Source organism: Thiopseudomonas alkaliphila (genome assembly GCF_001267175.1).
Lineage (GTDB): Bacteria > Pseudomonadota > Gammaproteobacteria > Pseudomonadales > Pseudomonadaceae > Oblitimonas > Oblitimonas alkaliphila.
On the sequence record NZ_CP012358.1, the window covers coordinates 2,392,600 to 2,412,189 of the forward strand.

General features: G+C 48.7%; 17 protein-coding genes and 1 tRNA gene. 16 read left to right on the plus strand and 2 right to left on the minus strand.

The genetic code is table 11. The features are described 5' to 3' along the window. Nucleotides 1-5 precede the first annotated feature (5 nt). Nucleotides 6-1,697, minus strand: coding sequence for a DNA repair protein RecN (recN, locus tag AKN87_RS11520; RefSeq protein WP_053103536.1), 1,692 nt, complete (start codon nucleotides 1,695-1,697; stop codon nucleotides 6-8). Nucleotides 1,698-1,857: 160 nt separating this feature from the next. On the opposite strand from recN, the gene grpE reads away from it, so the two are divergent. The 9 genes from grpE (at nucleotide 1,858) to AKN87_RS11565 (ending at nucleotide 12,797) form a co-directional block, all read left to right on the plus strand. Then, nucleotides 1,858-2,415 carry a nucleotide exchange factor GrpE gene (gene grpE, locus AKN87_RS11525; protein WP_053101331.1) on the plus strand — a complete coding sequence of 186 codons (558 nt, stop codon included), beginning with the start codon at nucleotides 1,858-1,860 and terminating at the stop codon, nucleotides 2,413-2,415. A 150-nt stretch (nucleotides 2,416-2,565) separates the two neighbouring features. Further along, nucleotides 2,566-4,482 (plus strand): molecular chaperone DnaK, encoded by a 1,917-nt coding sequence (gene dnaK, locus AKN87_RS11530; protein WP_053101333.1) that lies wholly within the window; start codon nucleotides 2,566-2,568, stop codon nucleotides 4,480-4,482. A 122-nt stretch (nucleotides 4,483-4,604) separates the two neighbouring features. Further along, nucleotides 4,605-5,732: a molecular chaperone DnaJ gene (gene dnaJ, locus AKN87_RS11535; RefSeq protein ID WP_053103537.1), complete on the plus strand. Its 1,128-nt coding sequence runs from the start codon at nucleotides 4,605-4,607 to the stop codon at nucleotides 5,730-5,732. A gap of 146 nt (nucleotides 5,733-5,878) precedes the next feature. After that, nucleotides 5,879-6,682, plus strand: coding sequence for a 4-hydroxy-tetrahydrodipicolinate reductase (gene dapB / locus AKN87_RS11540; protein WP_053101339.1), 804 nt, complete (start codon nucleotides 5,879-5,881; stop codon nucleotides 6,680-6,682). Between the two features lie 160 nt (nucleotides 6,683-6,842). Next, nucleotides 6,843-7,973, plus strand: coding sequence for a glutamine-hydrolyzing carbamoyl-phosphate synthase small subunit (carA, locus tag AKN87_RS11545; protein ID WP_053101341.1), 1,131 nt, complete (start codon nucleotides 6,843-6,845; stop codon nucleotides 7,971-7,973). A gap of 5 nt (nucleotides 7,974-7,978) precedes the next feature. Then, nucleotides 7,979-8,650 (plus strand): leucine efflux protein LeuE, encoded by a 672-nt coding sequence (gene leuE / locus AKN87_RS11550; protein ID WP_231692627.1) that lies wholly within the window; start codon nucleotides 7,979-7,981, stop codon nucleotides 8,648-8,650. Nucleotides 8,651-8,666: 16 nt separating this feature from the next. Beyond that, nucleotides 8,667-11,888, plus strand: a complete 3,222-nt coding sequence (carB, locus tag AKN87_RS11555; protein WP_053101345.1) for a carbamoyl-phosphate synthase large subunit — start codon at nucleotides 8,667-8,669, stop codon at nucleotides 11,886-11,888. Continuing rightward, the gene (greA, locus tag AKN87_RS11560) at nucleotides 11,885-12,361 is read left to right on the plus strand and encodes a transcription elongation factor GreA (protein ID WP_053101347.1); all 477 of its coding nucleotides are present in this window, start codon (nucleotides 11,885-11,887) and stop codon (nucleotides 12,359-12,361) included. The genes carB and greA overlap by 4 nt, the downstream gene beginning before the upstream one ends. Further along, nucleotides 12,333-12,797 (plus strand): hypothetical protein, encoded by a 465-nt coding sequence (locus tag AKN87_RS11565; protein WP_148561509.1) that lies wholly within the window; start codon nucleotides 12,333-12,335, stop codon nucleotides 12,795-12,797. The genes greA and AKN87_RS11565 overlap by 29 nt, the downstream gene beginning before the upstream one ends. On the opposite strand, the gene yhbY is transcribed toward AKN87_RS11565, so the two are convergent. Beyond that, nucleotides 12,794-13,105: a ribosome assembly RNA-binding protein YhbY gene (gene yhbY, locus AKN87_RS11570; protein ID WP_053101350.1), complete on the minus strand. Its 312-nt coding sequence runs from the start codon at nucleotides 13,103-13,105 to the stop codon at nucleotides 12,794-12,796. The two genes, AKN87_RS11565 and yhbY, sit on opposite strands and share 4 nt — an antisense overlap. An 85-nt stretch (nucleotides 13,106-13,190) precedes the next feature. Here yhbY and rlmE point away from each other — a divergent pair, with 85 nt between their 5' ends. The 7 genes from rlmE (at nucleotide 13,191) to AKN87_RS11605 (ending at nucleotide 19,390) form a co-directional block, all read left to right on the plus strand. Next, a complete protein-coding gene (gene rlmE / locus AKN87_RS11575; protein WP_053101351.1) occupies nucleotides 13,191-13,814 on the plus strand; it encodes a 23S rRNA (uridine(2552)-2'-O)-methyltransferase RlmE in 624 nt (207 codons plus the stop codon). 122 nt (nucleotides 13,815-13,936) lie between these two features. Continuing rightward, nucleotides 13,937-15,856, plus strand: a complete 1,920-nt coding sequence (gene ftsH, locus AKN87_RS11580) for an ATP-dependent zinc metalloprotease FtsH (protein ID WP_053101353.1) — start codon at nucleotides 13,937-13,939, stop codon at nucleotides 15,854-15,856. 49 nt (nucleotides 15,857-15,905) lie between these two features. After that, on the plus strand, nucleotides 15,906-16,757 hold the full coding sequence (gene folP, locus AKN87_RS11585; RefSeq protein WP_053103540.1) for a dihydropteroate synthase: 852 nt from the start codon (nucleotides 15,906-15,908) through the stop codon (nucleotides 16,755-16,757). A gap of 9 nt (nucleotides 16,758-16,766) precedes the next feature. After that, nucleotides 16,767-18,110, plus strand: a complete 1,344-nt coding sequence (gene glmM / locus AKN87_RS11590) for a phosphoglucosamine mutase (protein ID WP_053103541.1) — start codon at nucleotides 16,767-16,769, stop codon at nucleotides 18,108-18,110. Between the two features lie 57 nt (nucleotides 18,111-18,167). Continuing rightward, nucleotides 18,168-18,926 (plus strand): triose-phosphate isomerase, encoded by a 759-nt coding sequence (gene tpiA / locus AKN87_RS11595; protein WP_053103542.1) that lies wholly within the window; start codon nucleotides 18,168-18,170, stop codon nucleotides 18,924-18,926. 1 nt (nucleotide 18,927) lies between these two features. Beyond that, nucleotides 18,928-19,293: a preprotein translocase subunit SecG gene (gene secG / locus AKN87_RS11600; protein ID WP_053101364.1), complete on the plus strand. Its 366-nt coding sequence runs from the start codon at nucleotides 18,928-18,930 to the stop codon at nucleotides 19,291-19,293. A gap of 11 nt (nucleotides 19,294-19,304) precedes the next feature. Continuing rightward, nucleotides 19,305-19,390 (plus strand) — tRNA-Leu (locus AKN87_RS11605). Nucleotides 19,391-19,590 lie beyond the last annotated feature (200 nt).

Consider the following 19,590-nt stretch of genomic DNA (forward strand, 5'->3'; position numbering starts at 1 on the left):
GCAGTTTAGGCAGAAGCGGAAATCGGCAAACGCAGTAGTTGCTTAGCATGGGCTAGGGATTCGTTGGTGATTTGAATCCCCCCCAACATACGGGCGACCTCTTTAGTACGCTCATGGGTGGACAGGACTTTGACCGAAGTGTCGGTGCTGTGTTTGGAGTGTTTTTTATGCACATACAGATGCTGGTCACCATGGGCTGCTACCTGTGGTAAGTGGGTGACAGCAATCACTTGGCCACGTTGCCCGAGTTGATGCAGTAAGCGTCCAACGACTTCAGCGGTGGGGCCGCCAATGCCCACATCGACCTCATCAAAAACTAAGGTAGGCGTTTCGCTGCTAGCTGCAGACACCACTTGGATAGCTAAGCTAATACGTGAAAGCTCACCACCGGAGACGACCTTGGCCATTTCTTGCAAGGGTTGACCTGGGTTGGTGCTGACTAAAAAACTGACTTGTTCAAGGCCATGGCTAGAAAGCTCTTCGTTGGCTGCCCGCGGAAATAGGCCAATTTCAAATTGAATAGAAACTAACCCTAGCTGTTTGAGTTGCTTGGATACCGCCTGTGCAAAGCGGGGCGCTGCCCGGTGGCGCGCTTGGCTTAAGGCTTCAGCGGCGACCTGGTAGTTACTTTGTGCCTGTTCAATTTGTTGCTCAAGCTGCTCTAGATTGGCGGCTTGTTGATCAAGGGTGTTGAGCTCGGCGCGTAACTCTTGCTGCAGATTGAGCAAGTGCTCGGGTTGAATTTTATGCTTGCGCGCTAAGCTGTAGATGCTATCGAGGCGTTGCTCAATCTGTTCTTGACGTATAGGGTCGGCATCAAAACTATCGGAAAAACGGCGCAATTCGCCCATGGCCTCGTCAATTTGAATATGAGCGCTGCTAAGTAAATGCCGTGCGCTTTCAAACTGGTTTAATTGTTTAGCCGCTTGGCTATTGCTTAGTTGTTGCAGGCAATAGTTAAGACTGCTGAGCAGTGAGTTTTCAGGGTTATCACTGCAGATATCCAGCACAGTTTGCGAGCTGCCTAGCAGCTGAATGGCGTTATCTAGTAAGCGCTGCTCTTGTTCAAGTTCGGCAAGCTCAGTTTCTCCTAGATTTAGCTGATCCAGTTCTTCCAGTTGGTAACGCAGTAATTGTAATTGAGCTTCGTGCTGAGCAGCGGCTTGTTCAGCGTTGTGCTTGGCTTGGCTTAATTGTCGATAGCTGAGCGCAGCCTGCTTGACTTGCGCAGCTAAGGCATCGGCTTGGGCGTAGTCGTCAAGTAATAAGCGGTGCTGATCGAGTTTCAGCAGGGCTTGTTGGGCATGTTGGCCGTGGATATGGACCAGCATTTCGCCTAGGGTTTTAAGGTCAGCTAGTGGGCAGGCGATACCATTAATGTAGGCGCGTGAGCGGCCTTCTTGGGTAATGACTCGGCGTAAAATGCACTGCTGATCATCCGCTAGATCGCGTTCTTGCAACCATTGTTGAGCAGCAGGTAACTGGGTTAGGTCAAACAGCGCTTGAATTTCAGCTTTTTCTCGCTCGGGCTTAACCGCATGACTATGGGCGCGTCCACCTAAGACCAGTCCAAGGGCATCGAGCATAATCGATTTTCCTGCCCCTGTTTCACCGGTAATTACACTCATCCCTGAGCGCAAATCAAGTTCTAGGTGTTCAACAATGGTGTAGTGGGAAATCGTTAGATGAGTCAGCATGAAATTCACCTGTAACAATAAACAGTCTGTGAATTTATACAGTATTTTTTATGGCTTGCAAAGGACTTTTTAAATCACCTGGTTTAGTGCCTTGAATTTGTAGGAGCTAGCCCTCATATAAAGCGTAACTTGTAAAAAATACTGCACTGAGGACAGGGCAATGACAGAACAGCAGAAACCAGAAACACCAGAAGTTGAAGTAGATGAAGCTTTGCTTGAGAGTGAAGCAGCTGAGGCGCCTGAGCCAGCGGTGGAAAATGACCTAGAAGCACAGTTAGCGGCGTTAACTGATCAGTTGGCAATGGCTAAAGATCAAGAACTGCGATTAATGGCTGAGGTACAAAATACCCGTCGCCGCGCCGATCAGGATGTAGAAAAAGCCCATAAGTTTGCTTTAGAAAAATTTGCTAAAGACTTATTAGCGGTGGTGGATACCTTAGAGCGTGCACTTGAGGTACAGATTACTGAGGATACGGCGGTGCAGTCGATGCGGGAAGGGATTGAACTGACCTTAAAGCTGTTGCTTGATACCTTAAAGCGTCATCAGGTAGAGCAAATTTCACCAGAGGGTCAGCCCTTTGATCCAGAGTTACACCAAGCCATTTCAATGGAATCTAATGCTGAGGTTGAGCCAAACTCGGTGGTGAAGGTATTCCAGAAAGGTTATTCCATCAGTGGCCGTTTACTGCGTCCGGCTATGGTAGTGGTGAGTCAGTAAGTACCAGCAATAACAGCGTTACGAAATAATAAGCGACACAATAAATAGCCGAGGGCTTGAAAAGTTAAAAATAGCCCCCATTTATTAGTCAAGCATTAAGAATTAGCGGCTCATAGCGAGCATAAGACTTAGATCAGTTTGGAGAACATCATGGGTAAGATTATTGGTATTGACTTGGGTACAACTAACTCCTGCGTGTCAGTGTTAGAAAACGGTACTGCAAAAATTATTGAAAACGCTGAGGGTGGTCGTACTACGCCATCAATCGTTGCTTATGCCAACGACGGTGAGGTGTTAGTAGGGCAATCAGCTAAGCGTCAGGCGGTGACTAACCCAACCAACACCCTGTATGCGGTGAAGCGCTTAATTGGTCGTCGGTTTGACGAAGAAGTAGTGCAAAAAGACATCAAAATGGTGCCTTTCGCTATTGTTAAAGCGGACAATGGTGATGCCTGGGTTGAAGTAAAAGGCGAAAAAATGGCACCGCCACAGATTTCTGCGGAAGTCTTGAAGAAAATGAAGAAAACCGCTGAGGACTACCTCGGTGAGCCAGTTACCGAAGCCGTAGTTACGGTTCCTGCATACTTTAACGACAGTCAGCGTCAAGCCACTAAAGATGCGGGTCGTATTGCCGGCTTAGATGTTAAGCGGATTATTAACGAGCCGACAGCAGCAGCCCTAGCTTACGGTATGGATAAAGCCAAAGGCGACCGTACGGTGATCGTGTATGACTTAGGTGGTGGTACCTTTGACGTTTCGGTGATTGAAATTGCTGAAATTGATGGCGAGCACCAGTTTGAAGTGTTGGCCACCAACGGTGACACCTTCTTAGGTGGTGAAGACTTTGATATTCGTTTAATCGACTACTTAGCCGATGAGTTTAAGAAAGACAGCGGTATGGATCTTAAAGGTGATCCATTGGCGATGCAGCGCTTAAAAGAAGCGGCTGAGAAGGCTAAAATTGAGCTCTCTTCAGCGCAGCAAACCGACGTTAACTTGCCTTACATCACGGCTGATGCCAGTGGTCCTAAGCACTTAAACGTGATTATTTCTCGCGCTAAATTAGAGTCATTGGTAGAAGATTTAGTCCAGCGTACTTTAGAGCCGTGCCGCACTGCGTTAGCCGATGCAGGCCTTGAAGCCAGCGCGATTGATGAGGTGATTCTGGTAGGTGGTCAGACCCGTATGCCATTAGTGCAAAAAGCGGTCGCTGATTACTTTGGTAAAGAAGCCCGTAAAGACGTTAACCCTGACGAAGCAGTAGCCATGGGTGCGGCCATTCAGGGTGCGGTATTAGGTGGTGATGTTAAAGACGTTTTACTGCTAGACGTGACGCCTCTGTCCTTGGGTATTGAAACCATGGGCGGCGTGATGACTAACCTGATTGAGAAAAACACGACGATTCCAACCAAGAAATCCCAGGTGTTCTCAACGGCTGATGATAACCAGCCGGCAGTAACCATTCATGTGTTACAAGGTGAGCGTAAGCAAGCAGCGCAAAACAAATCCTTAGGTCGTTTTGACTTATCGGATATTCCGCCTGCGCCACGCGGTGTGCCACAAATTGAAGTGACCTTTGATATTGACGCGAACGGTATTATGAACGTGTCAGCCAAAGATAAGGCGACCGGTAAAGAGCAGTCGGTAGTGATTAAGGCTAACTCTGGCTTAAGCGATGAAGAAGTTGAGCAAATGGTGCGTGATGCCGAGGCTAATGCTGAGGAAGATCGCAAGTTTGAAGAGTTAGTAACGGCGCGTAACCAAGGTGATCAGCTGGTCCATGCGACCCGTAAGATGGTGACTGAGGCAGGCGACAAGGTGACTGACGAAGAAAAAACAGCCATTGAAGCGGCGGTCGCTGAGCTTGAAGAAGCGATTAAAGGCGACGATAAAGCACTGATCGAAGCTAAAGTCGAGGCTGTATCGCAAGCGACTGCACCGGTGGCGCAAAAAATGTATGCCGACCAAGCTCAAGCAGCTGAGGCGGGTGCAGATCAGGCTCAAGCTGGTTCAGACGATGTAGTTGATGCAGAGTTTGAAGAAGTGAAAGATAACGACAACAAGTAATTGTTGCCTAGAGTGTTCACTTAATCGATGTGGCCTGTAATAAGCTGCATCACTGTTCGCGCGGGAGCTTGCTCCCGCGTTGACGTGTTTAAGGTGCAGTTTTAAGTCAGAGAGTAAGTTTTATGTCAAAGCGTGATTATTACGAAGTGCTTGGGGTTGAGCGCGGAGCCAGTGAAGCGGAGCTAAAAAAAGCTTATCGCCGCTTAGCGATGAAGTTTCACCCAGACCGTAATCCCGACGACAAAGACGCGGAAGAAAAGTTTAAAGAAGCTAACGAAGCCTATGAGGTGCTGTCCGACGCAGAAAAGCGTGCGGCTTATGATCAATACGGCCATGCCGGAGTGGATCCGCAAATGGGCGGTGGCGGTTTTGGTGGTGGCTTCTCCGGCGGTAACTTTGGCGATATTTTCGGTGATGTATTTGGCGATATCTTTGGTGGTGGACGCAGCCAGCGTGGCGGTCCTCAGCGTGGTTCCGATCTACGTTACACCATGGATTTAAGCCTAGAAGAGGCGGTGCGTGGTACCACTCAGAAGATCACCATTCCAACGGCAGTCGAATGCAAAACCTGCCATGGCAGTGGGGCGAAAAAAGGCACCAGTCCAGTCACCTGTACGACCTGTAATGGCGTAGGACAGGTGCGTATGCAGCAAGGTTTCTTTGCTGTACAGCAAGAGTGTCCGCGTTGTCATGGTAGCGGTAAGATGATTACTGATCCTTGCGGCTCTTGCCATGGTCAAGGGCGGGTGGAAGAAACAAAAACCTTGTCGGTAAAAATTCCTGCTGGCGTGGATACGGGTGATCGCATTCGCTTATCGGGTGAGGGCGACCTTGGAGTAAAAGGCGGTCCTGCAGGTGATTTGTATGTGGTGGTGAATGTGCTGCCCCACGATATCTTTGAGCGTGATGGCGCTGATTTGTACTGCGAAGTGCCGATCAATATTGCCGATGCAGCCTTAGGTGGTGAGCTTGAAGTGCCGACTTTGGATGGTCGGGTTAAATTAAAAATTCCTGAGGGTACCCAAACCGGCAAAATGTTCCGTTTGCGCGGTAAAGGTGTTAAGCCTGTGCGTGGGCATGCTGTCGGTGATTTGATGTGCCGTGTGGTGGTGGAAACGCCGGTTAAACTCGATAAACGCCAGCGTGAAATGCTCGAGGAGTTTCGTACCAGCTTGCAAGGTGATGCTTCGCACTCACCTAAAGCTAGCGGCTTCTTTGAGGGAGTTAAACGTTTCTTTAATGACCTGTAGTCGTTAGTGGTCATGGCTGAGTTGAGTGCTCAGCGGAAACAGGCGTAACAGATAAAGTCAGTTTGCGGCATAATAGGCTCAAACTGACTTTTTTTATCGTCGCGAGTTTAAAGCGGGCGGTAAATCACTAATCAAAGGATTCCTCTATGCTTCGTATTGCAATTATGGGCGCTGCTGGGCGCATGGGTAAAACCTTAATTGAGGCCGTGCAACAGTTAGACGGTTGTCAGTTAACAGTGGCGGTTGACCGTCCTGATAGCAGTTTAATTGGTGCTGACGTAGGTGAGCTGGCTGGTGTTGGGCGGTTAGGGGTTAACTTAGTCGCTGATCTAGGCAGTCAGCTAGAGCACTTTGACTTAGTGATTGATTTTACTCACCCAACCGTCACGGTAAATACGTTAGAAGTCTGTCGTCAGGCTGGCAAAGCAATGGTGATTGGTACCACCGGCTTTAGTCCTGCTGAGCGTGAGCTATTAACCCAGGCTGCCCAAGAGATTCCGATTGTCTTTGCGGCCAACTACAGTGTGGGCGTGAACCTATGTCTTAAATTGTTAGACATGGCGGCGCGGGTGATGGGTGATGATGCAGATATCGAAATTATTGAAGCTCACCATCGCCATAAAGTTGATGCGCCTTCAGGTACCGCACTACGGATGGGCGAAGTGGTGGCAGAAGCATTAGGTCGTGATTTGCAGCAAGTGGCAGTGTATGGTCGAGAAGGGCAAACCGGTGCCCGCGAGCGTGAGACCATAGGCTTTGCAACAGTGCGTGCGGGCGATGTGGTGGGCGATCATACGGTGCTGTTTGCCACTGAAGGTGAGCGGGTAGAGATTACCCATAAAGCCTCCAGTCGTATGACCTTTGCTAAAGGGGCGGTGCGTGCAGCGAGCTGGTTACAAAAGCAGCCTGCAGGACTTTACGATATGCAAGACGTACTTAGCTTACGTTAGCCTTTCGGTTTAGGAAAAATTCCAGTAGAATGCCGTTTTAGTTTATTACTAAAGAAGCGCACACTATGAATTGTATTTAAAGCGGAATGATGTTTACTCACGTCATTCCGCTTTTTTGCGAGAAAAAAGCGCACCATTGCTACTATATCGGGAGGTCTTCTTGACTAAGCCAGCCATACTCGCCCTTGCAGACGGCAGTATTTTTAAGGGCGAATCCATTGGAATTGACGGACAGACCGTTGGTGAGGTGGTATTCAATACCGCCATGACCGGCTATCAGGAAATTCTAACGGATCCATCCTATGCACAACAAATGGTTGCTCTGACCTATCCACATATCGGTAACTCAGGGACAACGCCTGAAGATGCTGAGTCTAATCAGGTGTGGGCAGCAGGACTTATTATTCGTGACTTACCGTTAATTTCTAGCAACTGGCGTGATCAGCAGCCACTAGGCGAGTATTTAAAAGCCAATAAAGTCGTGGCTATTGCCGATATTGATACCCGTCGCTTAACTCGCATTTTGCGTGAAAAAGGGGCGCTTAATGGCTGTATCTTAGCCGGTGAAGATGCAACTGAAGAGCAAGCGTTGGCCTTAGCTCAGCAGTTTGCCGGTATTCAAGGTAAAGACCTAGCCCGTGAAGTGAGCACCGCTGAGATCTATGAGTGGCGTTCAGGCCCTTGGTGCTTACAAACTGACAGTCACCCAGAAGTTCCGGCAGCAAAACTGCCTTACCATGTGGTGGCCTATGATTTTGGCGTGAAGCGTAATATTTTACGTTTATTAGTGGCGCGCGGTTGCCGAGTAACCGTAGTACCAGCTGAGACGCCAGCCAGTGAAGTGTTGGCGCTCAATCCGGATGGGGTGTTCTTATCTAATGGCCCTGGCGATCCAGCACCTTGCAGCTATGCAGTACAAGCCATTGAGCAAGTGATTGCCGCAGGCAAGCCCGTATTTGGTATCTGTTTAGGTCATCAGCTATTAGCGTTGGCTTCCGGTGCGCGCACTGAAAAGCTGCCAAATGGTCATCATGGGGCTAATCACCCGGTACAAGACTTAGCTACCCAGCGGGTCATGATTACCAGTCAAAATCATGGTTTTGCCGTTGCTGAAGACAGCTTGCCAGCTAACCTGCGGGTTACTCATCGTTCTTTATTTGATGGCACCGTGCAGGGCGTTGAGCGTACCGATGTAGTGGCCTTTGGCTTCCAAGGGCATCCAGAAGCAAGCCCTGGTCCAAATGATGTGAATGGCTTGTTCGATCGTTTTGTCGCAGCGATGGCTAAGTAGTTATGATGGCGAGTTTGGGAGTGGTGGAACTCTGGGCCTATGTCATAGGTACAGTGTTGATTGTATTGCTGCCAGGCCCTAACTCGTTATTTGTGCTTAGCACTGCTGTGCAGCGCGGGGTAGCCGCTGGTTATCGCGCAGCTGCGGGGGTATTTATTGGTGATAGCTTGCTGATGCTGTTTTCAGCGCTCGGCATGGCATCGCTGCTAAAGACACACCCGATGCTGTTTGATGTTTTTAAAATGATTGGCGCTGCTTACCTTGGTTATCTTGGTTTGCGGATGTTAGTCGGCGCTTGGCGCACTTATTGCTCTAAAGCGTTGAACAGTAAGCCAGCAGTGGCTGCAACTGAGCCGTCTGCCTCGCACAAACTGAGTCATCCGTTGCGTAAAGCCTTGGTGCTGAGTTTGTCGAATCCTAAAGCTATCTTGTTTTTTATGTCTTTTTTTATCCAGTTTGTTGACCCAGGTTACGCCTATCCTGGAGTGTCCTTTCTGGTGTTGGGCATTATTTTACAAGTGATTAGCTTGTTGTACCTTACGGTACTGATTTTTATGGGTGCCCGCTTGGCCCACTGGTTTGCACAGCGTAAGCGTATTGCAACCGGTGCTGGAGCCGCAGTAGGTACTCTGTTTGTCGGCTTTGGCGTGAAGCTGGCGACTGCAACTTTGTCCTGAATATTACGAGAATCCCATGCCAAAACGCACAGATATCAAAAGCATTTTAATTATCGGCGCCGGTCCGATTGTCATTGGTCAGGCTTGTGAGTTTGACTACTCGGGCGCGCAGGCGTGTAAAGCACTGCGTGAAGAGGGCTATCGAGTCATTTTGGTTAACTCGAACCCAGCCACCATTATGACTGACCCTGCCATGGCCGATGCCACCTACATTGAGCCAATTCAATGGCAAACCGTGGCTAAAATCATTGAAAAAGAGCGTCCAGATGCGCTGCTGCCAACCATGGGCGGACAAACCGCGCTGAACTGTGCGTTGGCGTTAGAGCGTGAAGGTATTTTGGAGAAATTTGGCGTAGAAATGATCGGTGCTAATGCCGACACCATCGATAAAGCTGAAGACCGCTCACGTTTTGATAAAGCTATGCGTGATATTGGCTTAGCTTGCCCGCGCTCGGGGATTGCGCACTCGATGGATGACGCCTACCGAGTGTTAGATGAAGTAGGTTTTCCCTGCATTATTCGCCCTAGTTTCACCATGGGTGGTACCGGTGGCGGGATTGCTTATAACCGCGAAGAGTTTGAAGAGATCTGTACCCGCGGTTTAGATTTATCACCAACTAAAGAGCTGTTGATTGATGAATCACTGATCGGCTGGAAAGAGTACGAAATGGAGGTTGTGCGTGATAAAAACGACAACTGCATTATCGTTTGCTCAATTGAAAACTTTGATCCTATGGGAGTGCATACCGGTGACTCAATCACCGTAGCGCCAGCCCAAACCTTAACCGATAAAGAATACCAAATCATGCGCGATGCCTCGTTGGCGGTAATGCGTGAAATTGGTGTTGAGACCGGTGGTTCAAACGTACAGTTTGGAATTGACCCTAAAGATGGTCGCATGGTGGTGATTGAAATGAACCCCCGTGTGTCCCGCTCATCAGCACTGGCTTCAAAAGCTACAGGCTTCCCGATTGCTAAAATTGCCGCTAAGTTAGCTGTGGGTTATACCCTAGATGAGCTAAGCAACGACATTACCGGTGGTCGTACGCCCGCTTCTTTTGAGCCAGCAATTGATTACGTAGTTACTAAGATTCCACGCTTTGCTTTTGAAAAGTTCCCTAAAGCCGATGCCCGTTTAACCACCCAGATGAAATCGGTGGGTGAAGTGATGGCGATAGGTCGCACCTTCCAAGAGTCGTTACAAAAAGCCCTGCGCGGCCTAGAAGTGGGCGTGAATGGCTTAGATTCAATTATGGATATTAAAGCTGCCGATGCCGAATCAACCTTGCGCCGCGAATTAACCGTGCCAGGAGCTGATCGCATTTGGTACTTAGGCGATGCCATTCGTTTTGGTATGAGTCGCGATGAAATTTACGAGCTGACCAAGATTGATCATTGGTTCTTAATTCAGTTAGAAGACTTAGTTAAAGAAGCCGAGCGTCTGAAAACCATCGGTTTGAATGATGTGGATTACGCCTTAATGCGTAAACTTAAGCGCAAAGGTTTTGGTGATGCGCGCTTAGCTAAGTTGTTGTCGGTCACAGAAAAAAGCGTGCGTGCCCGTCGCCAGCAGTTAGGTGTATTGCCAGTGTACAAGCGAGTAGATACCTGCGCTGCTGAGTTTGCTACTGATACTGCTTACATGTACTCCACCTATGAAGAAGAGTGCGAAGCTAATCCGTCAGACAACAAGAAAATCATGATTTTAGGTGGTGGTCCAAACCGTATTGGTCAAGGTATCGAGTTTGACTACTGCTGTGTACATGCGGCCTTTGCCATGCGTGAAGATGGTTACGAAACCATTATGGTGAACTGTAACCCTGAAACGGTTTCCACCGACTATGACACCTCTGACCGCCTCTACTTTGAGCCGGTGACTCTAGAGGATGTATTAGAAATTGTGCGGATTGAAAAGCCAGTGGGTGTGATTGTGCAGTATGGTGGACAAACGCCACTTAAAATCTGCCGCGCGTTAGAAGAAGCCGGGGTGCCGATTATTGGTACTAGTCCTGATGCGATTGACCGTGCGGAAGACCGTGAGCGTTTCCAGCAAATGGTGCAGCGCCTTAACTTGCTACAGCCGCAAAATGCAACCGCCCGCAGTGAAGAGGAAGCGATTATTGCTTCCCGTGAAATCGGTTATCCATTGGTGGTGCGTCCTTCCTATGTGTTAGGTGGTCGCGCGATGGAAATTGTGTATGACGAGGAAGAGCTTAAGCGTTATATGCGTGAAGCGGTGCAAGTTTCCAATGACAGCCCAGTGCTGCTGGACTACTTCCTCAACAGTGCAATTGAAGTGGATGTAGATGCGGTATCGGATGGTAAGCAAGTGGTGATCGGCGCCATTATGCAGCACATTGAGCAAGCCGGGGTGCACTCCGGTGACTCAGCCTGTTCATTGCCACCGTATTCCTTAACCCCTGAAGTGCAAGATATCATTCGCGACCAGGTATCACGCATGGCACTAGAGCTAGGCGTTGTTGGTTTAATGAACGTACAGATGGCGGTTCAGGGCGATGATATCTATGTGATTGAAGTCAACCCACGTGCTTCCCGTACTGTGCCTTTTGTTTCTAAGTGCATTGGCGAATCCATTGCTAAAGTAGCGGCCCGCGTAATGGCTGGTAAAACCCTTGAGGAAGTAGGCTTTACCAAGGAAATTATTCCGCCGTTCTACAGTGTTAAAGAGGCGGTGTTCCCCTTTGCTAAGTTCCCTGGGGTAGATACCATTCTTGGCCCTGAAATGAAGTCTACCGGTGAAGTGATGGGCGTGGGCGATAGCTTTGCTGAAGCCTTTGCTAAATCACAAATGGGTGCTAGCGAGACGTTACCTACTGAGGGCACGGTATTTTTGAGCGTGCGTGAAGATGACAAGCCCTATGTGGCCGCTTTAGCCCGTGATTTAATCGAATTAGGCTTTGAGGTAGTTGCGACTTCTGGCACAGCTCGTATCATTGAGGCAGCTGATTTACCGGTACGCCGAGTAAATAAAGTAACTGAAGGTCGTCCTCACGTGGTTGATATGATCAAAAATGCTGAGGTGACGTTGATTATTAATACGACGGAAGGACGTCAGTCGATTGCTGACTCGTTCTCGATTCGTCGTAATGCCTTGCAGCATAAGGTTTACCTCACCACCACCTTGGCTGGTGGGCAAGCCGTATGTGAAGCGTTGAAGTTTGGTCCTGAAAAGACTGTTCGTCGCTTGCAAGACTTGCACTCAGGAATTAATGCGTGACTAAATTTCCAATGACTGTCCAAGGCGCTCGCGCCTTGGAAGATGAACTTAACTTTTTGAAAACCGAGCGTCGTCCGCAAATCACTGAAGCTATTGCCACTGCGCGTGAGCTAGGTGACCTCAAGGAAAATGCTGAATATCATGCTGCTCGTGAGCAGCAGGGTATGGTCGAGGCGCGCATTCGAGACATCGAAGGCCGCCTTTCAGCCGCTCAAGTGATTGATGTAACGACCATCGCTCACACTGGTAAGGTGATTTTTGGTACCACCATCGACATTATGAATGTGGATACCGATGAAGAAGTCTCTTACCAGATTGTGGGTGAAGATGAAGCTGACATCAAACAAGGAAAAATCTCAGTCACCTCACCGATTGCCCGTGGCTTAATTGGCAAAGAGGAAGGTGAAGTGGTAGCTATCCAAACGCCGAGTGGTGTTGTGGAGTATGAGATACTTGAAGTTAAGCACATCTAAAGCCGTACTGACTCCAGCATTAACCAGCTCCCAAGTGATTTGGCAGCTGGTACAAATGCTGTGGGTTGGTAGTTTATTTTTAACCCATTTTCTGTTGCTGCCCGCTTTGCAAACAATGGCTTTGGCGCCAATGTTAGTGCAAGAGGTGGCAGAGAGTTTAAGGCCAGTTTTGGTTGGCTTGGCAGTGGTGGGTGTGATATTTCAGCTGGTGCTGTTGATGCAAGCGCGTAAAGCACGCTGGTTAAGCGATCTACGAGGGTGGCTATTGCTTAGCAGTTTAGTGTTAGCGGCAGTGTTTTATGCTTTGCCAGTGATCGATTCGCAGCTGCAGATAGTCCAAGGGTACAGTTATTTAGCATTGAGTTGCGTGGGTCTGCTCTTGCTGGTACAGCCGTTTCCAGCAGTAGAGCAGAATCATCAAGCGCGCGAAAATTAAGCTTGGTAGCGTAAAATATTCGACAGATTTTTATTGGGCTTAGGATTTTTACGGTAGATAACAGCCACCTTACCAATACTTTGTACCAATTCAGCGCTGGCTGATTGGCAAAGTTGGTCTAAAATAGCTTTTCGATCTTCGCGCTCACCAATACGGAGCTGAACTTTAATTAATTCGTGATCATTAAGTGCACGATCTAATTCAGCCAGTACACCTTCTGATAGACCGTTATCTGCTACAGTCAGCACCGGTTTTAGAAAGTGGCCAATAGCTTTAAATTGTTTTTTTTGCTCTTGGGTGAGCGACATAGTGAACCTCTGCAGTGTAACGGTTTGAATAAACGCCTAGTTTACCCGACCTAGCCATGAAAGAGGTATTTTTACGAGGTATTCTGTGGCACGTTCAAAAAGTAGTGGCCGCTGGCTAAAAGAACACTTTGATGATCAGTATGTTAAGCAGGCGCAGAAAGACGGTTATCGTTCGCGGGCTAGCTATAAATTACTGGAGATTCAAGATAAAGACCGTATTTTGCGCCCTGGCATGACCGTAATTGACTTAGGCAGTGCGCCTGGGGGCTGGTCTCAAGTAACCAGTCGGGTGATTGGTGATAAGGGGACCTTGATTGCTTCGGATATTTTACCGATGGATAGTATTGCTGATGTCACCTTTATTCAGGGCGACTTTACTGAAGACTCGGTTTATCAAGAAATTTTAACGGCGGTAAATAATCGGCCGGTTGACCTTGTTATTTCGGACATGGCCCCCAATATGAGTGGTATCCGTACTGCAGATCAGGCCAGTGCTATGTTTTTGTGCGAACTAGCTTTGGACCTTGCCAGTAAAGTATTAAAGCCAGGCGGGGATTTTTTAATTAAAATTTTCCAAGGTGAAGGATTTGATGCTTACTTAAAACAGGTGCGCGAGCAGTTTGAGAAAGTACAGATGCGTAAACCTGCTTCCTCAAGGGACCGTTCGCGTGAGCAATATTTGTTAGCACGAGGCTATAGAGGAGAGTAAAGGTGAACTCTCAGCCGATACATCACCTAAGCTAGGAATAGAAATTTTGATACAACTGGAACTCGATTTTAATCAGGCGGTTGCCGCAACAAGCAGCTGCAGAGGGTGGCTAAGTGAATGATATGACTAAAAACCTATTGCTCTGGGTGGTAATTGGCGTGGTGCTGATTACGGTGATGAATAATTTTTCATCCCATAATGAAGCCTCCAAGCTCAATTACTCCTCTTTTATTGAGCAGGTTAAAGAAGGCAAGGTGAATCAGGTCACTGTTGATGGTTATATCATTAGCGGTAAGCGCCTCGATGGCAGTAGTTTTGAAACGGTGCGTCCGGCAATTCAAGATAATGGCTTAATGGGCGACCTGATTGATAACAATGTAACCGTAGTGGGTAAGCAACCAGAACAGCAAAGTATTTGGATGCAGCTGCTTGTGGCTAGCTTCCCAATTTTGGTCATTATTGCCGTGTTTATGTTCTTTATGCGGCAGATGCAGGGCGGCGCTGGCGGTAAGGGCGGCCCGATGAGCTTTGGTAAAAGTAAAGCGCGGATGCTATCTGAAGACCAAATTAAAACCACATTAGCTGATGTGGCCGGTTGTGATGAAGCTAAAGAAGAAGTGGGTGAGCTGGTAGAGTTTCTGCGTGATCCAAGCCGTTTTCAGCGCTTAGGTGGAAAAATTCCCCGCGGCGTATTGATGGTGGGTCAGCCAGGTACAGGTAAAACTTTATTGGCTAAGGCGATTGCCGGTGAAGCCAAGGTGCCATTTTTCACTATTTCTGGTTCTGATTTTGTTGAAATGTTTGTCGGGGTTGGTGCTTCTCGGGTGCGTGATATGTTCGAGCAGGCCAAAAAACACGCCCCGTGCATTATCTTTATTGACGAGATTGATGCGGTCGGTCGTCACCGTGGCTCGGGTATGGGCGGCGGTCATGATGAGCGTGAGCAAACCCTGAACCAATTGCTAGTTGAAATGGATGGTTTTGAAGGCAATGACGGCGTAATTGTTATTGCTGCGACTAACCGTCCAGACGTGCTGGATCCTGCGTTATTGCGTCCAGGGCGCTTTGACCGCCAAGTGGTGGTGGGTTTGCCTGATATTCGTGGGCGTGAGCAAATTTTACATGTGCACATGCGTAAAGTGCCGGTGAGTAATGATGTGGATGCGGCGGTGATTGCCCGCGGTACGCCAGGTTTCTCCGGTGCAGATTTGGCCAACTTAGTAAACGAAGCAGCCTTGTTTGCCGCTCGTGGTGGCAAGCGCGTAGTAGAAATGGCTGAGTTTGAACAAGCCAAAGATAAGATCATGATGGGTGCCGAGCGCAAATCCATGGTGATGTCAGAGAAAGAAAAGCTGAATACAGCCTATCACGAGGCGGGACATGCGATTGTTGGCCGTTTAGTGCCTGAGCATGACCCAGTCTATAAGGTGTCCATTATTCCCCGTGGCCGCGCCTTAGGTGTGACCATGTTCTTGCCTGAAGAAGACCGTTATAGCTTGTCTAAGCGTGGTTTGCTCAGTCAGATCTGCTCACTTTATGGTGGTCGGATTGCCGAAGAAATGACTTTAGGCTTTGATGGGGTAACGACAGGGGCGTCAAATGACATCATGCGCGCCACCCAAATTGCTCGCAATATGGTAACCAAGTGGGGACTGTCGGAAAAATTAGGGCCTTTGCAGTATGCCGAAGATGATGACGCTGGCTTTTTAGGTCGGGGTGGTTCCGGTGCGGCGGCTAATGTATCGGGTGAAACAGCTAAACTGATTGATCTTGAAATACGAGAAATCATTGATAGCTGCTATGCCAAAGCCAAGCAGTTGCTGGAAGATAATCGCGACAAGCTAGATGTCATGGCGCAAGCCTTGATGAAGTATGAAACCATCGACTCCGATCAAATTGATGACATTATGGCGGGGCGCGAAGTGCGTGAGCCTAAAGATTGGAGTGGCGGTAATGGGCCGCAATCAGGTGCTCCTGCAGCGCCAAACACAGAACCTCCAACCGCTCAGCCTGACTTAACGGATCCGGCGAGCGAACATTAATCCTTGATGCCGCTGATTCCAGCGGCATTTTTTTTACCGAAAGCGTTAGGTGGTAAAAGTGGCACAGCAATCGTGGTTACAGTGCGGCGCACGGCGTTTAGATTTAACTGAGCCCAAGGTGATGGGTATTGTGAATATGACGCCTGACTCTTTTTCTGATGGTGGGCATTATAATCATCTCGATCAAGCGCTATTACGGGCACAGCAGTTATGTGCTGAAGGCGCAGCGATTGTCGATATTGGTGGTGAGTCTACCCGGCCAGGCGCCGCTCAGGTTTCTGAGCAGCAAGAGTTAGATCGTGTAGTGCCGTTGGTTGAGCGCATTGCCCAAACGCTCGATGTGGTGATTTCTGTTGATACATCCACCCCGAGTGTTATGCGTGAGTCAATTGCAGCCGGTGCCGGGCTGATTAATGATGTGCGCTCGTTGCGCCGTGAAGGTGCATTTGAGGCAGTGCAGGATACTCAAGCGGCTGTTTGTTTAATGCATATGCTAGGTGAGCCGCAAACCATGCAGCAGCAACCTGAATATGCTGATGTGACGGCCGAGGTGTTGCAGTTCTTGCAGGAGAAGGTTCAGTTGTGCGAGCAAGCAGGAATTGCTAAAAGTCGCTTATTGATTGATCCAGGTTTTGGATTTGCGAAAAATTTAACGCATAATTTGACCTTGTTTAAGCAACAGCAACAGTTAGCTGTTTTGGGGTTACCCTTGTTGGTTGGGGTTTCCCGCAAAAGTATGATTGGCCAAGTATTAGATAAGCCGGTTGAGCAGCGTTTGTTTGGTAGCTTAGGGTTGGCTGTAATGGCGCTTGAGCGTGGAGCAAAGGTGCTTAGAGTGCATGATGTGGCTGCTACTGTAGATGCAGTCAAACTGTTTAATGCTGTAATGGCAGCGCAATAGGAAGTGGATATGACGCGTAAGTATTTTGGCACCGATGGCATTCGTGGGCGTGTAGGAACGGCGCCGATTACCCCAGAGTTTATGTTGAAATTAGGCTGGGCGGCGGGCATGGCATTTCGTAAGCAGGGTAAATGCCGGATTTTAATCGGCAAAGATACGCGTATTTCTGGCTATATGTTTGAGTCTGCGTTGCAAGCAGGGTTATCGGCTGCCGGCGCGGATATTTTATTGTTAGGCCCGATGCCGACCCCCGCGGTTGCTTATTTAACCCGTACTTTCAAGGCGGAAGCAGGGATTGTCATTAGTGCCAGCCATAATCCGCATTATGATAACGGGATTAAGTTCTTCTCCGCGCAGGGTACTAAGCTGCCAGACGAAGTTGAGCTAATGATTGAAGAGCTGCTAGACACACCGATGAGCGTGGTTGATTCTGAGTTGTTAGGTAAGGCGTCACGGATTAACGATGCGGCAGGTCGTTATATTGAGTTTTGTAAGAGCAGTGTGCCTACTAGCAGTGATTTTTCAGGCTTTAAAATTGTCTTGGACTGCGCCCATGGTGCCACCTATAAGGTAGCGCCTAGTGTGTTTCGTGAGCTTGGTGCAGAAGTTATCGTCACCGCGGCTAATCCTGATGGGGTGAATATCAACCATGGCGTAGGTTCAACTTCACTCGGCTCGTTATGCCAAGCAGTGGTTGAGCACGGCGCCGACTTTGGTATTGCCTTTGACGGTGATGGTGACCGAGTGTTGATGGTGGATCACACCGGGGCTGAAGTGGATGGCGATGAGCTGTTATATATTATTGCGACTGACCTGCAGGAGCGTGAACGTTTGCCAGAAGGCACAGGGGTAGTCGGCACCTTAATGAGCAACCTTGGATTAGAGCTGGCGCTGAAAGAGCGTGGCATCCCGTTTGTGCGGGCTAATGTGGGCGATCGTTATGTGATGGCAGAAATGCAGAGTCGTGGCTGGGTGCTTGGCGGTGAAAACTCAGGGCATATCCTTTGTGCCCAGCATGCCACCACTGGTGATGCAATTATTGCTGCCTTGCAGGTCTTGCTGGCGCTAAAGCGTCGGGGACAAAGCTTAGCCAAAGAGCGTTTGGCGTGGAAAAAATTGCCCCAGGTGTTAATTAATGTGCGTTTTTCTGGAGAAAAAAATCCGTTAGATGCATCAGAAGTGCAAGCAGCCTGTGATCAAGCCACTGAAGCGATGGCGGGGCGTGGACGTGTATTGCTGCGTAAGTCTGGAACAGAACCTTTGATTCGGGTGATGGTGGAAGGCGAAGATGAGCAGTTAGTGCAGCAGTATGCAGAACAGATTGCTCAAGTCGTGGAAACGGTTTGTAGCTAGCTCGGTCTAGCAACTTCAAGTATAATTTGCGCCCTTATTCTGATGGAGAGCCTACTAATGCGTCGAAAACTTGTAGCTGGTAACTGGAAAATGTTTGGTGAGCAAGCGCGGGTGAATGCATTAGTGGCGGAACTTGCGGCGCAAGATTTTAGTCAGGCTGCAGTGGATGTGGCGATTATCCCAGGCTTTATCAATTTACAGTCTGTACAACAGCAACTAGCTGATACTGGGATTGAGTTAGGTGCGCAAGATTGTGCTGAGCAGCTAGAGTATGGGGCCTTAACGGGTGAGGTAAGTGCGCTGCAGCTAGCAGAGCTAGGTTGTCGCTATGTTTTAGTCGGGCACTCAGAGCGTCGTGCATTGCAATCTGAGTCAGATCAGGTAATATGCCGCAAGTTTATCGCTGCGCAAAAAGCAGGTTTAATCCCTATTTTATGTTTGGGTGAAACCTTGGCTCAGCGTGAAGCAGGTTTAGCTACGGCTACTGTGTGTGAGCAATTGGAAGCGGTGGTGGAGCAGGTTGGAGTAGATGCTTTTGAGCAAGCCGTGATTGCCTATGAGCCGGTTTGGGCAATTGGCACAGGCTTAACTGCAACACCTGAGCAAGCCCAAGAGATTCATCAGCAGATTCGTCAGCGAGTGGCTGAAGAGTGCAGCGACGTTGCAGCTCAAGTACAGATTCTCTATGGCGGTAGTGTTAAGGCAGCCAATGCAGCCGAACTATTTGCTATGGCTGATATTGATGGGGGGCTAGTCGGTGGTGCCTCTCTGGATGCCAAAGAATTTAGCGCTATTGTTAGCGCGCTAGGAAACTAACATGTTAGAAAACGTTATTATTGTTGTGCATTTGTTGGCTGCACTGGGTGTGGTCGGTTTTGTTTTAATTCAGCACGGTAAAGGTGCTGATGCGGGTGCTTCCTTTGGTTCGGGCGCATCAGCGACGGTATTCGGTTCGCAAGGCTCGGGCAGCTTTTTAAGTCGTACCACTGCTGTGTTGGCAACGATTTTCTTTGCCTCAAGCATGGTGTTGGCTTACTACGCGAAAGATCGTGCAGCATCAGTTTCTGATTTAGGTGTGCCTGATCCTTCAGTGTTAGAAGTGCCGAAGCCTGCTGTGGAAGATGTGCCGCAAATTCAAACTCAGGAAAAGCTTGATTCGGCGGATGTGCCTGTGGTAGAGTGACGCACGTTTTTGCCGAGGTGGTGGAATTGGTAGACACGCTACCTTGAGGTGGTAGTGGCCTAAGGCTGTAGGGGTTCGAGTCCCCTTCTCGGTACCATACAAAAAAGACCCGCAATCGCGGGTCTTTGCGTATACTAAGGGCTTAGATGATCTGTGTTATAAGACCTGTCATCAGCTTAAGCAGATAAAGCTTAAGCCGTAATAGTTATTAGTTATCTCTAGAGCCCCGGTTATTAGGGGCTTTTTATTGGCTGTTTGAAATAAAAAATAGCCATCTTGATGGGCACAGTGCCCATT